At 71.9% G+C, this 14,312-nt stretch carries 11 protein-coding genes; 4 read left to right on the forward strand and 7 right to left on the reverse strand.

Going from position 1 to position 14,312, the window contains the following annotated elements; all coding sequences use genetic code 11:
• Positions 1-912 precede the first annotated feature (912 nt).
• From Q6348_RS08410 to Q6348_RS08420, 3 genes are all read left to right on the forward strand, one after another.
• The gene (locus tag Q6348_RS08410) at positions 913-1,581 is read left to right on the forward strand and encodes a hypothetical protein (RefSeq protein ID WP_304600848.1); all 669 of its coding nucleotides are present in this window, start codon (positions 913-915) and stop codon (positions 1,579-1,581) included.
• 497 nt (positions 1,582-2,078) lie between these two features.
• The gene (locus tag Q6348_RS08415) at positions 2,079-2,909 is read left to right on the forward strand and encodes a hypothetical protein (protein WP_304600849.1); all 831 of its coding nucleotides are present in this window, start codon (positions 2,079-2,081) and stop codon (positions 2,907-2,909) included.
• Positions 2,910-3,186: 277 nt separating this feature from the next.
• Entirely contained in the window at positions 3,187-3,702 is a 516-nt protein-coding gene (locus Q6348_RS08420; RefSeq protein WP_304600850.1) for a hypothetical protein, read from the forward strand.
• Between the two features lie 234 nt (positions 3,703-3,936).
• Here the strand turns inward: Q6348_RS08420 and Q6348_RS08425 are convergent, their stop codons facing one another.
• A complete protein-coding gene (locus tag Q6348_RS08425; RefSeq protein ID WP_304600851.1) occupies positions 3,937-5,220 on the reverse strand; it encodes a hypothetical protein in 1,284 nt (427 codons plus the stop codon).
• 218 nt (positions 5,221-5,438) lie between these two features.
• On the opposite strand from Q6348_RS08425, the gene Q6348_RS08430 reads away from it, so the two are divergent.
• On the forward strand, positions 5,439-6,125 hold the full coding sequence (locus Q6348_RS08430) for a hypothetical protein (RefSeq protein ID WP_304600852.1): 687 nt from the start codon (positions 5,439-5,441) through the stop codon (positions 6,123-6,125).
• A gap of 615 nt (positions 6,126-6,740) precedes the next feature.
• Here the strand turns inward: Q6348_RS08430 and Q6348_RS08435 are convergent.
• From Q6348_RS08435 to Q6348_RS08460, 6 genes are all read right to left on the reverse strand, one after another.
• Entirely contained in the window at positions 6,741-7,571 is an 831-nt protein-coding gene (locus Q6348_RS08435) for a hypothetical protein (protein WP_304600853.1), read from the reverse strand.
• Between the two features lie 884 nt (positions 7,572-8,455).
• Positions 8,456-8,665: a hypothetical protein gene (locus Q6348_RS08440; RefSeq protein ID WP_304600854.1), complete on the reverse strand. Its 210-nt coding sequence runs from the start codon at positions 8,663-8,665 to the stop codon at positions 8,456-8,458.
• Positions 8,662-9,042, reverse strand: coding sequence for a GntR family transcriptional regulator (locus Q6348_RS08445; protein ID WP_350339654.1), 381 nt, complete (start codon positions 9,040-9,042; stop codon positions 8,662-8,664). Before Q6348_RS08445 ends, Q6348_RS08440 begins: the two co-directional genes overlap by 4 nt.
• A complete protein-coding gene (locus Q6348_RS08450) occupies positions 9,039-9,923 on the reverse strand; it encodes a hypothetical protein (protein ID WP_304600855.1) in 885 nt (294 codons plus the stop codon). Before Q6348_RS08450 ends, Q6348_RS08445 begins: the two co-directional genes overlap by 4 nt.
• A gap of 194 nt (positions 9,924-10,117) precedes the next feature.
• The gene (locus Q6348_RS08455; protein WP_304600856.1) at positions 10,118-11,230 is read right to left on the reverse strand and encodes an enolase C-terminal domain-like protein; all 1,113 of its coding nucleotides are present in this window, start codon (positions 11,228-11,230) and stop codon (positions 10,118-10,120) included.
• Positions 11,218-14,238 carry an FAD-binding and (Fe-S)-binding domain-containing protein gene (locus Q6348_RS08460; RefSeq protein ID WP_304600857.1) on the reverse strand — a complete coding sequence of 1,007 codons (3,021 nt, stop codon included), beginning with the start codon at positions 14,236-14,238 and terminating at the stop codon, positions 11,218-11,220. Before Q6348_RS08460 ends, Q6348_RS08455 begins: the two co-directional genes overlap by 13 nt.
• Between the last annotated feature and the right edge of the window lie 74 nt (positions 14,239-14,312).

Raw genomic sequence — 14,312 nt, forward strand, 5'->3', positions numbered from 1 at the left:
GCGAGTTCTCCTGTTGGTCTCAACGATCACGATGAGACGGACCTCTCCCGACGCCGTCTGCACCAGACGGCAAGGTGCGTGTCTGTACACCTGTGATGATCCCTCCTGTGACGAAGCACCGAAAGAGACCCGTCAACGAAGACGCGGAATCCCGAACGCGAGACAGAGTCCTCACGTACGACGCGTATCCGTTACCATCACAGGTACAGCGAGCAACTGTGCTGCGATGGCCCTTTCAGTGCGGGTGATGACCCCCTGATGGGGCCATCGTGCTTCGTGGGTCACATTCTAGGTCGTTCCACCCGCGAACCAAGTCATCCGATGACCACATCGAGAGGGCGGCAGGGAGCCTCACGCTTGGGTGTGGCACCTCGCGGCTCCTACATCGTCCCAGGTCAACGCCGTGTCAACGAGTGAGGCTGTGAGCCTCGTCACACTGTCCACACAAGTTTCACGGTTGTAGTTATCAACAGGTTCCTGCACAGTCGCGCGACTGGGGCTTGATGTAGAAGTCTGCGTCCTGCTTGTAGCATCCCGGACTCGCGCGCCCTGCCGTTGCGGCCGCGCGGGCCACCATGACAAGCGGCCATGTGGCCGAGGTTGCGGATGGCTAATCCGAGGGCCCTCGGCGCCGAACTATGGATGTGGACTTCGACCACCACCTCTGTCGCCGCGTGATCGCCGTGGACGACGTCAGGGCAGACCTGAGTCGCTGGCGAGAGTGTGATCGACGCAACCGCGGCAGCATCGGAGCGTGGAAGAGATGACCGCGCTGCTCGAGGAGCAGGAATACCGGGAGACCGTGGGCGACCAGTGAACCCGGACGACCGACATGCCGGGGACGTCCCCGCCCCGGCTGGTACACCTGCACCCACGGCACAGCCCGCCACCGACGAAGCCCACACGCCTGGCGTGTGGGAAGCCGCCGCGGCCCTGGCATGGGCCGAGGTCGAGCGCCTGGGTGTGCCCGACAACGGGTCGTTGCACGCGGACTTCCTCGCGGGCCTAAACCGGATCGAGCCGCAGGGCCCTGGCGAACGGCTGATGGCCAACCGGGCCGCGCTGGTCCTGTCCCGCCTACCGGATGGGCCCCTGACAGCGTTCTTGACGGTCGAGGATTTCGACACCGCTATCCGAGCCCCGGGGGCTGACCCGGCCGAGATCGCCGCACGGTTCCACGTGCGCGAGGACATTGCGCGCGCCGCGATCCAGGACCCGCCCCGAGCCTCCTACCCGGACTCGGTGAGCGTGTTCAACGACGGGCGCGTGGTCGCCGCGGTGTACTCCTTCGACCCGGACCGCCTGATCCCTGACCGCGCTCTGGACGCGGCCGCAGAACTCACGGGGCATGTGAACACGTTCGTGGTCGCCCCGTTCACAGACCCTCCCGAGGACTACGCCCCGACCCTGACCGGCCCGGAGGTATGGCCCGTGCTGGTCGGGGTCGACTTCGGCGCCGACACGCACGCGGCGCTGCGCGACGTGCTCGTGCGGGTGTGCGTGCGTCAGGCGCTGAGCCGGGTGCTGCCGCCCGACCAGTACGTCTACGACTCGGAGCAGCAGCGCTACAACCCCCGGTGAGACGACCGCTCGCCTGACCTGGTGAGAAGCGGCCCCACGCCCCCGCCTGGCTGGCGATGTCGATGGCGCGGGTCGCGTTCTGCGCGATGTCCTTGATCGAGGCGCTGATCTGTTCGGTGCCCGCGACCAGGGTCTGCACGTCGCTGGAGTACCCCGAGACGGCAACACGGCATGCTGGGACTGCTCCGCGGGTGGTGTTCGCACAAGTCCGGCGCCGGCGGGCAGGATCGGCGGCAGCGACGTAGGGGACTGGCCGACACGTCGGTCCGGGCGGCGAAGTTAGTATTGTCCGTCGGAGGCTGCCAATGCTGACATCGAGACCTCGAGATGGACCTGCAACTGGAGCCCTGGCCGACCTGGCGGCGTCCCACGGCATCGTCGCCGGCGTCTCGCCCAAGCCAGGAGCGGACCTCACCCTCACCGGTCCAGGCCTGCCTGCCATGGCCGTCCAGGTCAAGGCAGCGACGCGGCCGGTTCGCCCGAGCACGCTGCGCCGCATGGCACGCGACCTGTGCGAACGGTGCCCAGGCACGGAGGTTCGACTCCTGGTGGTCACCCCCGCGGCGTCCCCGGCCGTGCTTGCCGTCGCCGCTGACCTCGAGGTGTCGATCCTGGTCGCCGACTCGGGCGGGGTTACCGGGGTCCTGCGCCCACCGGGCGCCGCCTCGGTGTTCCTGGACCGCCAGCAACCCGCCCTTGCCCGGCCGCGCCCGCCCGGCCGGGTCCCGTGGGGCACCTACGCCCTGGCCTTCGCCCTGCTGGACGCACCGGCGCCTGACCAGGCGATCCTCGCCGCCCGGGCTGGCGTCACCCGCTCACGCGCCACACAGGTCCTGGCCACGCTTGGGGACCTGGTCGCCCACACCAAGCAAGGGTGGGCCCCGGCAGATCACCTCGCCCTGGCCGGCTGGCTCGCCGACCACTACCCGACCACGACACCGCTGAGCACCACGTGGGCCTCCCTGGACCCCCCGGTGCACACGGCCGAGACAGTCAGCGCCTACCTGGGAGCCGCCGACGTCGCCCACGCCGTGTCCGGTCCGGTGGCCGCCGACCTGCTCGCTCCGTGGGCCAGGCCTTCCGACGCCCTCCTGTGGTCGGCCTCCCTGGTCGACCTGCAACCACTCGGCCTGACCCCCGCACCACACACCGAGGCCACCCTGACCCTCGCGGTCAGCCCCGACCCCCACCTCCTGCCAACCGCCCGCACCGCACGCGACCTCCCGGTGCTGCCCGGCTGGCGTCTCTGGGTAGACCTGGTCCACCACGGCCACCGCGATGCCGCCGACAGCCTCGCTACGGCGATCATCCAGGGGCAGGCGACCTGAGAGAGCGACCCGCCCCGCGATGAGGCAGCGGAAGTACGCGGACCGTGGCAGGCAACCTCGCTGGCGACCAGCGCTTCCCCTCCTGGACGACCTGCCGGACTGCTGAGTTACACCCGAAGGCCCGACCAGGGCAGGGCTCGGCAGGCTCGCGGCATTCCGATCGGCGCGTTCGGCTCGACCGACCTCGGGCGGTTCCCCGCGAGGAAGCCAGAGCCCGGAGGGCTCAGAACTCGGGGTCATCGACGGTGGCGACATACCCGCCGTTAGGGTGAGCCGCATGAGACTGACGTCAGGTGCCCAGGCAATCGGGGCCCAGATCAATCGGGACGTTCGTCATCGCCTCGCGGTCGTCGTGCACGCCGGCCCTCCCGGATGGGCGATCGCGGTGATCCGTTGCGACACCGGGGAGATCATCGCTTGGGACGGGTGGTACACCGAGCAACTCTCGGCAGAGCAGAGGCGACCGCTGTCGAACCTGGACTTCGCGCGGTGGGACGACATGCCTAGCAAGTTGCTGGTCGAGGCCAACGGCCCATGGCTGGCAGACCAACTGGCTTCCTGGCTGATGCCCACCTACTCCGTCGCGTACAACGCGGCTGAACTTGTCGGTACCCACTTCGGGTCCACAGACATCAACGCCCGGAGGAACTTCGCTGCCGCGCCCGCGGTCGCCTATCTGCCGGTGACCGACCATGCGGTCTTCCTCGCGCGCCTGTCCGAGATGGGCGAGCGGTACCCCGCGCTCGCCCAGGACGCTCTGGAAGAGATGCGAACACTGTTCGAAGGCGCCTGATTCGACCGGGGCGCGGCCTCCCGGCCCAGGGTCACCACGGCCTTGTCCGCGCGCCGGACTCGGAGCGGCAGTCGCCGGCATCATCGAAGTGCCGGATGCTCAAGGGCCGCCACCGCCGCTCAATGCCGAACACGTCGAGGTTGAGCCACGGACAGAGTCTGTGGTGCGACCGGCGATTCTTCCTGCCATCTCCGCCGCTGTCGCCGGCTGAGCCCTGCGGCCGACGAGCGAGCGCTAGGCCTCGTTGATGACCCAGTCGTGCATGGCGGCGGTGATGTGCTCGCATTCGTACACCGGTCCGCGCTGCGGCTGGCCGCAGGTGCAGGTCAAGTTGGCCGTGGTGCGCTGAAGGCGCCCGTCGGTGTCGCCCCACAGGAACAGGGGCCCGCGGACTGCTGGGCTAGGTCCGGCGGACCAGAGGTTGATGGCCAGCGGGCCCTCGGTGAGGGCGTACTGGATGAGGTCGAAGGGCTGGGCCACCTCGGTGTGGGCGCCGAGCGTCCACCCTTCTCGGCCCCCCGGTGTGGTCGTGACGTGGGGCGAGGACGACCCCCAGAGCAGGGACCCCGCGGCGCCGGGGCACAGGTGGGGGTATCGGGCTGGCTGGTGGCATGTGGCGCACCTGGCGGGGTGGGCCACGGGCGGCGGTGGGGGTGGGGGCCCGTAGGCCGTTGGTGAGACCGCCGAGGCCAGGGCCGGCAGGGCGCCGTGTGCCTCGTGGGCCCAGGGCGCGGACTCATCGACGGGTTCGATCAGCAGTCCGGTGCCCTGGGCTGCGAGGGCTACGCGCCGCGCGGGGTACCCGTGCTCGGCGATGACGACCTCGGCGATCCCGGTGCGCGGGTCGAACCCGAGCCCGACCACGACGGTGGGGTAGTCGGCCGGTGGGGGCAGGACGGCGCGCATGCGGGCGCTGCCGGCGCCGGGGCCACCCAGGGCGGCCATGGTGTCGCGCAGGTCGTCGGCGTCGGAGTGGCGGGCGCGTTCACGTTCCAGCGCACCGGCCAGGGCCGGGTCGCCGGGCACCCACAGCGCCCGGGCCGCGGCCAGGCTTCCCGCGTCGCCGTCCGGACCGGACGCCGCGTCACGGGTGACGCGGTCGGCGATCTCGTTGACGGGTTCTTGGGTGATGGTCGACAGGTCGCAGAACACCCCGATGAGCCAGGTGGCCTGCGCGCGCAGCAGCGGTGCCAGCCGCGCTGCCGTCACCGCGGCCAGCAGCCGCTCGCCGCGGGCCCATTCCACGGTCTTGGCCGCCTGCGCCGCCCACGCCGCGCCCTGGGGGTGCTCGCTTGCGGCCTTGGGCAGTGCGAACGCCCACGAGGCGCGGATCTGCTCGGCGAACCGCCGGGCGGCCGGGGCCTTGGTGCGGGCGTACCGCAGCCGGCGGTCATAGGCGCGCTGCAGGTCCTCGTGGGCCGCGAGCACGGCACGCTCGCTCAGGCCCGGCCCGAGCATCCCGTCCAGGGCCCACTGCGTGGTCAGGTCCACCAACGCCTGTTCGGTACCCCTGGTCACCTCGCACCTCCCACCGAGCCGCCACACCCTTGGGCGCTTGGCAGCGTCCCACCGGGCACCCACACGACCACGGCTGGTCCGGCGGGCCGCGCCCGTGGCCCGGACGGCCACCACCGCGGCCCTTGCCCCCGCCCAGAGGCGGTCATGTGGCGGCGGTCCGGTGGGCGCGGAGGGTCGGTGTCGTGTGCGGGGTGGTCGCCTGGCGCACACTGGTGCTTGTGGCACCTGGCCCCGACCCCGATGCGCACCGACGTCCGCCCGACGACGCCGTGGCTTTCTGGCGTGCGGTGCGCGAGGACCACGCGGCCTTGTCCGACCAGGAGCGGGCCGCCGCCGTTCACGACCCCCTGGTCGGTGAGGACCTGGACGTCGACGACGTGCCGCCCTACGCCGAGGGCGGCGATGGGCAGCCGCCGGCTGCGGGGGTCGCAGCGGTGGTCCCTGGGGACTTGTCGGCTGATCAGATCGAGGCGTTGCGCCGGGTCGGGATCGAGCCGTACCGGCCGAGCACCGGGGCAGCCGAATCTGCGACGAGCCAACGGTATGCGGACCTGGTGGCGCAATCGCTGAGCGTGACCGAGGCCGCGCGGCTGCTCGACGTCGATGAAGGCCAGGTTCGCGCGATGCTGGCAGGCCGCGCCCTGTACGGGTTCACCGACCCGGCCGGGGCGTACCGGCTGCCTCCCTGGCAGTTCCGCGACAGCCACGTCGTGCCCGGCCTCGCCGAGGTCCTGGCCGCGTTTCCCACCAACTGGCCACCCCTCGGGGTCGAGAACCTGTTGACCGATCCCAGCCCCGTCCTGGCCACCGACCGTGGACCCACCTCGCCCCTGGACTGGCTGGTCGACGGCGGAGACCCGGACAGCGTCGTTGCGCTGGTGCGCCGACTCGACGTCCGCGCCTGACGCCCGCCGCACCGTCGCACACGGGAGAGAGACGCCGGACACGTGGAGGGGTCAGGGCTGTCAGTGCGAGCAGGGCCCTCGGGCGCGGTCATCAACCAGACCACGCGCCCCGAACGTAACCACCATCACGACCACGTCCCAAGGCGTGCCCCGCCCCCGCGGCGGCCGGTGGTGAACTCGTTCGTCGTCCTCCCCAGTACCGGCACCCGGCCCCCACGTCAGTGCCGTCAGCCCGAGCCCACGCCAGCCATGAGACACCCCGCCCGCGTCAACCGCAGGCCAGCATCCACTCCCCACACACCAAGTGCGCACAAGGACCGGCTCGCGACGGCGAGGCCCGTGAGAAGCCACCCGCGCGAGGTGCGCACCGGGCCTACGCCCGAGAGCCCCGCCTCGACGGCACAGACAACCGTTCCGGTCACCACCATCGCGCCGCCCGGGCCGCCGACCGTCACGCTGAGGGTCGCCACGCGAACCTCACCCAACCCGATGACGAGGGACAGCGCGGTGGCGACAAGGACGGTGCCGAGGCGACGGTTCTGCTTGAGAACGGACCGGAGGGGAACCCCTCCCCAGAGTGGGACATTGACAGAGGGCCGGGCTGCCCGTCTCCCGCTATTGCGTTCCCGCGTCGTCTCCGGATGGGCTCGTAACTCGCAGATCCCACACAACGCGCACTCCCGAAGCGTCGTCGCTTCCTTCGACTGCAAGCCTCGCCTGGCCGCTGGCAGCGGCAGCAGCAACGGCATCCGCCGCACTGGCGGGGAATGGGTAGCGACGAAGGTTCTCCGCGAGGTTGGCACGATGTGCCTCGGTGAACTCGTGGGTCGAGTACAGGACCACCACCGCCTCGCCCGTTCCGAGGCCGAGTCCCGCGACGGGAACAGCGCGGGCATTGAGGACCCCCTCGTTTGGCTTGACCACCGCAACGTGCATGACGGCGAAGCGTCCCGGTTGGGCTTCGGGTAGCCACGTCACTTCCTCCGGCGCAATCGCGTCGTCCACGTCCGCGAGGTGGCCGTGCAGAGTTCGAATCTCCACTGCACGGGCCCAGCCGCTTGACCCCTCGGGTCGGTCCCACTGGTCCACGAGACGTCGCCTTGACCCCGTGTGCTGCTCCGCCAGGTCATCGCTGAGGAAGGCGAACCGCCACTCTCCGGACTCGTGCAGGCTGAACTTCATCCCGCTACCGAGCCCGCGCGCTGTCATGTAGACATCGCCCTTGCCCTTGCTCGCGATGATTGTCCAGAGGCTCGCACGCTTGCCGGGGCTTCCCACCGCAACGCGGATCTTCCCTCCGGGCCCCGGGAGCACCTCGGTGTGCGAGGTTCCGTCGGGCATGACCAGGACCATGGAGAGCGGCTTCGGTGCTTTGGCAGCGTCGCGCACATCACGATTCTTGACCTCGCTGAGCGCCGGGGAAAGCGACTCGGGCTCTGTTGTCACTCGAAAGGTCTGCGACCAGGCCTGTCATCTGGCGGGATGCGGGATTTCGAACCCACGATCGCTTGCCCCGCGGTCACCGGCCGAGGGGCTGGACTGCGGCTTCGTTCAGCCAGTCAGCGACACCTGGTGGATCTGCTGGCTGTGCTATGTCGGCGTCCCACTCGCTGGCGGCGACCCAATCATCACGCACTCCGAACTGTGGGTTCTGGAGACCGAGCACTGCCCAGGGGCAGGCCAGTACCCGTGAGCACTCAGGCCTGACCCGACCCGCCGCGCGTCAGGTTAGGCAGAGCGCCAAGCGGCAGTGGAGCCAAGCATGCAGGCCGCCGTTTTGCCCGTCGCCGAGCGAGCCACTGGGCCGACAGGTGCACGGCGCGCCTCGGTCGCGGCTCGTCGCAAGGATGGCGACTGTGTTGTGCCCACCTCGTCGCTGTCGTTCCTGTCGGTTCGCAATCCGCAAGCGACGCCGTTCCGCACAGGTACCAGCGCCGTTCCCGTGCGTCGCGCGACCCGTCCCGGGAGGCGCACGAGCCGGAAGTCACGCCGGTGTGCTTCTCCTAGTCGGACTAAAAGGTGGAAGCCCCACGGGGGCGGGCGGCACGGAGCCGAGCTCACCCGGCGTGACGCCGGCGGCCGGACCCGCGCTGTCGGACCAGGCTAGTCGCAGTGACGGCGTCGACGGCGTTCAGGGGCGGCTCCCGGCGCCCCACGCGGCGAGCGTGGGCTCAGGCACGGAACCGTGCGGGGGCGTCCACACTCCGAACGCCGATCCGCGGCCCCGGTGCCGTTCGCCGCGTGGGCCGCCGCTCGGCCACCTCGGTCATCCGCCGAGGCCGCCGGCTGCCGCCCGGTTCGCTGGGTGTGATCAGCGCCGCGGGCTCCGATCAGCGAAGCCGGCGCCGCGACCTCGGCGGACGCGGGGAGGACGGGTACCGCCGGGCCGTCGGCATCGGGGCGTGGCGCAGGGCCTCGAGCCTGACCAGGAGCGCGAAGCGGCGCAGCTCGCGGTCCGTGGCGCCGCCGGCGTCGGCGTCGCGACGGCGCGGCGTGGGGGTCCGGGCGCGGCCGGCCCCCGGCTCCGGGCGGGCGGTCACTGCGGGACCTCGGTGGCAGCCGGTGAGCTCAGCAGGGCGGAGCGAACCAGGTCGATCAGGTCGGGGCCGTCGATGCCCTCGCTGCGGGCGGCGACGACGAGCTGGTGGGCGATCTCCTGCGTGCGTCCTGGCGCGCGGGTGGGCGCCGTGACGACGGTCCCGACGCGCCGACGGGTGGTGACGCGTCCGGCGGCCTCGAGCTCGCGGTAGGCGCGCGCGACGGTGCCCGCGGCGATGCCGAGGTCGGCGGCGAGGATTCGCACGGTCGGCAAGCGGTCGCCCTCGGCGAGCGTCCCGGCGGTGATCAGCGCCACGATCTGGGCGCGGATCTGCTCGTACTGGGGGGTGGCAGAGCTCAGGTCGACGGTGATCGTCACGATGACACCCCGGCGTGGTCGGGCGATGGCGCGTTCCGCTGCCCCCTGGGCAGCGGAACGACCGCCAGCACCAACCCGGCCAGCGACACGCACGCGGCAGCGCCGAGCAGGGCGTAGCCGATCCCGGTCTGCGCGACCGAGCCGTGCACGCGCCCGACGGCGACGTGCCCCCAGGCGGCCGCGACCAGGGTGCCCGCGACCGTGACGGCCAGGACCAGCTGGATCCCGCGCGTGACGTGGCCCGCCGACCGCCGCCGCAGGCGCAGGTCCCACTCGGTCGACACCCCCGGCACGGCCGGGCGCAGCATGATCAGCCGCTGGACCAGCTCGGTCGCGGCCACCAGCACGAGCACCGCGAGGCTCATGGGCACGCCGTAGTACCAGCCCGGGTAGGCGGCGTTGCCCGCGTACCACTGGGTCAACGACCGCGGCCCGTCGGCCACCACGCCGAAGACGACCAGGAGGACGAGGGCCAGCCCGGCCCACCCGAGCACCATGCGCCGCGGCCCCACCGGCGAGACGTCGGCGACCGTGCGGGCGACGAGCTCGGCCTCGCGGTGCGAGCCGGTGGGCCGAGGCCAGGTCAGCTGCCCGACGGCCTGGGCCGCCAGGAGGACGGCCCCGCCCAGTACGGGCAGCACGGCCAGCACCCGACCGTCGCGCGGCCACACGCCGAGCGAGATCCCGGCGACCGTCCAGGTCACAAGCACCACCATGAGGACGACGCCGATCGCGGACGCCAGCGTCGCGTGCCGGTTGGCGCGCGAGGCGGCCTGTGACGGGGTGACGGTGCGCAGGGCGTCCCAGGCGAGCGCTCCCAGCAGCACTGCGAGCAGCCCGACCAGGGACGCCAGGTAGATCGCCGCCCCCTGCCACGGCATGCACGATGTGGCGTGGTTCCCCCCGACGCAGAGGTTGCCCCCTTCGATCCACATGCGGACCCCCAACTATTGTGCATGGACAATGCACAATGGCAGGCGTGCGACACCCCGTCAAGGACCGGCGCCCCGGGATCGCGGGCGTGCGACACCCCGTCAAGGACCGGCACCCCAGGCGCGAGGGTCCTGGGAGGCGCTCAGGCCACCCGGCGGGCGGGCTCGGCCGGCTTGGCGCGCAGGCGCATGCCGTGGCCCGGGCGGGACAGGTCCGGGGTCACCGTGCCGTCGACCACGTCCAGCGTCCCCTCGACCAGCATCGGGTCGAGCCGGACGTGGTCGTGGAACCACTCGATGTGCCGCGCGTTCGGCACGGCCACCGCGACATGCGCGGACAGCTGCGGGGCGCAGTGCGTGGACACGTCCAACGCCGCAGCGTCGGCCAGGGCCGCCACCCGCAGCCAGCCGGTGACGCCCTCGCAGCGGGTCACGTCGGCCTGCAGGCAGTCGACCGCGCCCGCCTCGATCAGCCGTTGCGCGTCCTCCGGGCACCATGCGTACTCCCCGGTGGACACGTCGCACTGCAGCCGGGTGCGCAGCTCGTGCAACCCCTGCAGGTCGTCGGAGGTGACCGGCTCCTCGAACCACGTCACGCCCAGGTTGTCCAGCGCGGCGCCCATCCGGGCGGCCTGCCCGCGGGAGTAGCCGCCGTTGGCGTCGACGAAGACCTCGATCCCCGGCCCGGCGGTGCGGGTGGCCAGAGCCGTGCGGTGCAGGTCCCGCGCCACGTTCGCGCCGGCGTCCTCGCCGATCTTGATCTTCACGGCGCGCATCCCGGCCTCGGTCCACCCGCCGATCTCCTCGCGCAGCCGGGCGTCGTCCCAGGTGGTGAAGCCGCCGCTGCCGTAGGCCGGGATCGAGTCCCGCACCTTGCCGAGGAGCACCGCGAGCGGGACGTCCAGCAGCCGGGCCTTGAGGTCCCACAGCGCGATGTCCACCGCGGAGATCGCGGTCGAGGCGATCCCACGGCGGCCCATGTTGCGCACCGCGCGGACCATCGCCAGGTTCGCGGCGGGGACGTCGGCGGCCTCCCTGCCGACCACCAGGTCGCCGAGCTTGTCGTTGACCAGGTGCGCCGCCGAGGCGTGCCCGTACGTCCAGCCCAGCCCGGTCTGCCCGGCGGCCTTGACCTCGACGAGGACGACAGTCGTGGAGTCCCAGGTGAGGGTGCCGTCGGCCTCGGGCTCGTCCGTCGGGACCACCCAGGCCTGCGCCACGACCTCCTCGATCGTCGCGCCCCTCAGACCGGCCACGGTGACCCCTCCTGCGGACGGTGCCGGTCGAGGTGGCGGACCTGCTGCGGGCGGCCCGGGCGCGATCGCGGGTCGGTGGGCTGCCCGCGCTGGGCGCGCAGAGCCGCGGCGAGCACCTCGGCCAGGTGCTCGGGCTGACGCCCACCGTCGGTCTGCTCGACCTGGGTGCGGCAGCTGAACCCGTCGGCCAGTACCAGGGCGTCGTCACCGGCCTCGCGCAGTGCGGGCAGCAGCTCGTGCTCGGCGCACGCCACCGACACGTCCAGGTGCCCGGACTCGTACCCGAAGTTGCCCGCGAGGCCGCAGCACCCGCTCACCGTCGTCGGCTCGATGCCGGCGCGCTTCATCAGCTCGGTGTCCGGGTCCTCGCCGAGCACTGCGTGCTGGTGGCAGTGCGGCTGGACCACCGCGTCGCGGTCGACCTTGGGCGGTTCCCAGCCGTCGGTGTCGACCAGGAGCTCGGCCAGGGTGCGGGTCTGGTCCCGTAGCCGGGCGATGTCGTGGTCGTGCGGGAACAGCTCAGGCGCGTCGGCCCGGAAGACCGCGGTGCAGCTCGGTTCCAGGCCCACGACCAGCCCGCCACGACGCAGGTGCGGCGCCAGATGGCGCAGCGTACGGCGCAGCACGCGCTCGGCCACGTCCAGCTGGCCGGTGGAGATCCACGTCAGACCGCAGCACAGCGTCGAGTCCGGGATCGTCACGCGGTACCCGGCGTCCTCGAGCACCTCCACGGCGGCCTTGGCCACGTGCGGGTGCAGGTTGTTGGTGAAGGTGTCCGGCCAGAGCATGACCTCGCCGCGCTCGCCCGACCCACGGGGCCCGCGCCGCCGGTAGGAGTCGGTGAACCGGTGGTCGGCGAAGTACGGCACGGGCCGGTCCGGCTCGACACCGCCCAGGCGCTGGCCCAGCCGCGTCAGCGGTCCGGCGTGCGAGAGCGCGTTGACCAGCCGCGGCGCGAAGGACGCGAGACGTGCCCACAGCGGCAGCCAGCCCATCGTGTAGTGCGCGGCGGGCCGCACCCGGCCCTCGTAGTGGTGGGACAGGAACTCCGCCTTGTAGGTGGCCATGTCCACGTCCACCGGGCAGTCCGTCTTGCAGCCCTTGCAGGCGAGGCACAGGTCCAGCGCGTCGCGGACCTCCGTCGAGCGCCAGCCGTCCGTGATGGGGGAGTCCGGGTGGCCGGACATCATCTCGAACAGCAGCCTGGAGCGGCCGCGCGTGGAGTGCTGCTCCTCACCGGTGGCCCGGTACGACGGGCACATGACCCCGCCCTCGTGGCTGCGGCACTGACCGACGCCGACGCAGCGCAGTACGGCGCGGTCCCAGCTGCCGTCGTCCTGGGGGAAGCGGAAGTGCTTGTCGCGCGGTTCGCTCGGGGCGTAGTCGGGTCCGAGCCGCAGGTTCTCGTCGGGGGCGTAGGCGTGCACGACCTTGCCGGGGTTCATCCGGTTGCCCGGGTCGACCAGTGCCTTGACCTTCTCCATCGCCTCGACGCAGCGGTCGCCCAGCATCACCGGCAGGAGCGCTCCCCGCTGCTGACCGTCGCCGTGCTCGCCGGACAGCGAGCCACCGAACTCCGCGACCAGGTGGGCCGCGCGGTCCAGGAAGCTGACGTAGTCCTGGACGCCCTCAGCGGTGGTCAGGTCGAACGGGATACGGATGTGCAGGCAGCCGTGCCCGAAGTGGCCGTAGCGGGACGCCTTGCCGTAGCCGTACTCGTCCAGCAGGTCACCGAACCGGCGCAGGTACTCCCCGAGCCGCTCGGGCGGAACCGCGGAGTCCTCCCAGCCGGGCCAGGCGTCGGCCATGTCCGCGACCCACGCCGTGGCGCCCAACCCGGACTCGCGGATGCTCCACAGGTCCTCGCGGTCCTCGGCGTCCTCGTACTCCTGCACGTGGGCGCCGGCCTGCTCGGCGTCGGCGGCGAGCGACTCGACCTCGCGGCGCAGCTCGTCCTCGTCGTCCGCGCCGACCTCGACCATCAGCCAGCCGAGGCCCCCGGGGAGCAGGTCGAGCGACCCCTGGTTGAGGCGCTTCTCCCGCTCGAAGTGGATGAGCCGCTCGTCGATTCCCTCGACCACCAGCGGCTCGTGCCCGTTCACCATGGGTACGGCGTCCGCGGCCTCCTCGATGCTCGGGAAGCCGAGCACGAGCATCGCCCGGTGCTCGACGACGGGCACCAGGGCGACCTCGGCGCGCAGCAGGGTCACCAGGGTGCCCTCGGAGCCGCTGAGGGCCTTGGCCAGGTCGAACCCGCCCTCGGGCAGCAGCGAGTCCAGGTTGTACCCGGACACCCGGCGGGGGATGTCCGGGTAGCTGCTGCGCACGTCGTCGCCGTACTCCTCGGCGATCTCGTGCAGCCCGCGGTAGATCTCCGCGCGCCGTCCACCCTCGGCCAGGATCTGCTGGTACTCCTCGTCGCTGGTGGGGCCGACCCACATCCGCACGCCGTCATAGGTGAGCACCTCGGCCCGTACCAGGTTGTCCACGGTCTTGCCGTACGCCTGGGCGGTGGACCCGCACGAGTTGTTGCCGATCATCCCGCCGAGCGTGCAGCGGCTGTGCGTCGAGGGGCGTGGGCCGAACTGAAGACCGTGCGGCGCCACCGCCTTGTTCAGCTCGTCCAGCACGATGCCCGGTTCGACCACGGCGGTCCGCGCGTCGGGGTCCACGGAGACGACGTTCTTGCAGTACTTCGACCAGTCGAGGACGACCGCGACGTTGCACGCCTCGCCGGCCAGGCTCGTCCCTCCGCCGCGGGAGACGATGGGAGCCCCGAGCTGCGCGCAGACCTCGACGGCGGCGGCCCCCGCCTCGACGGTGCGCGGGATGACGACGCCGAGCGGCACCTGGCGGAAGTTGGAGGCGTCCGTCGCATAGGTGCCCCGCGAGCCCGCGTCGAAGCGGACCTCGCCGTCGACGCGTTCGGTCAGGCGGCGCTCGAGCTCGCGCAGGTCGAGATCGGCCAGGTCGTCACGGCGGGTCGGGGCTGGTAGGTCGACCGTCATCCCAGCCCTCCCGCGTTCCGTGCACGGTTCTGGTCCCGCGGACGTCCCCCGCGCTTGTGGTCGGGCGCCGTTCG

It is taken from the genome of Actinotalea lenta, from assembly GCF_030586465.1.
In the GTDB taxonomy this organism is placed as follows: Bacteria; Actinomycetota; Actinomycetes; order Actinomycetales; family Cellulomonadaceae; genus Actinotalea; species Actinotalea lenta.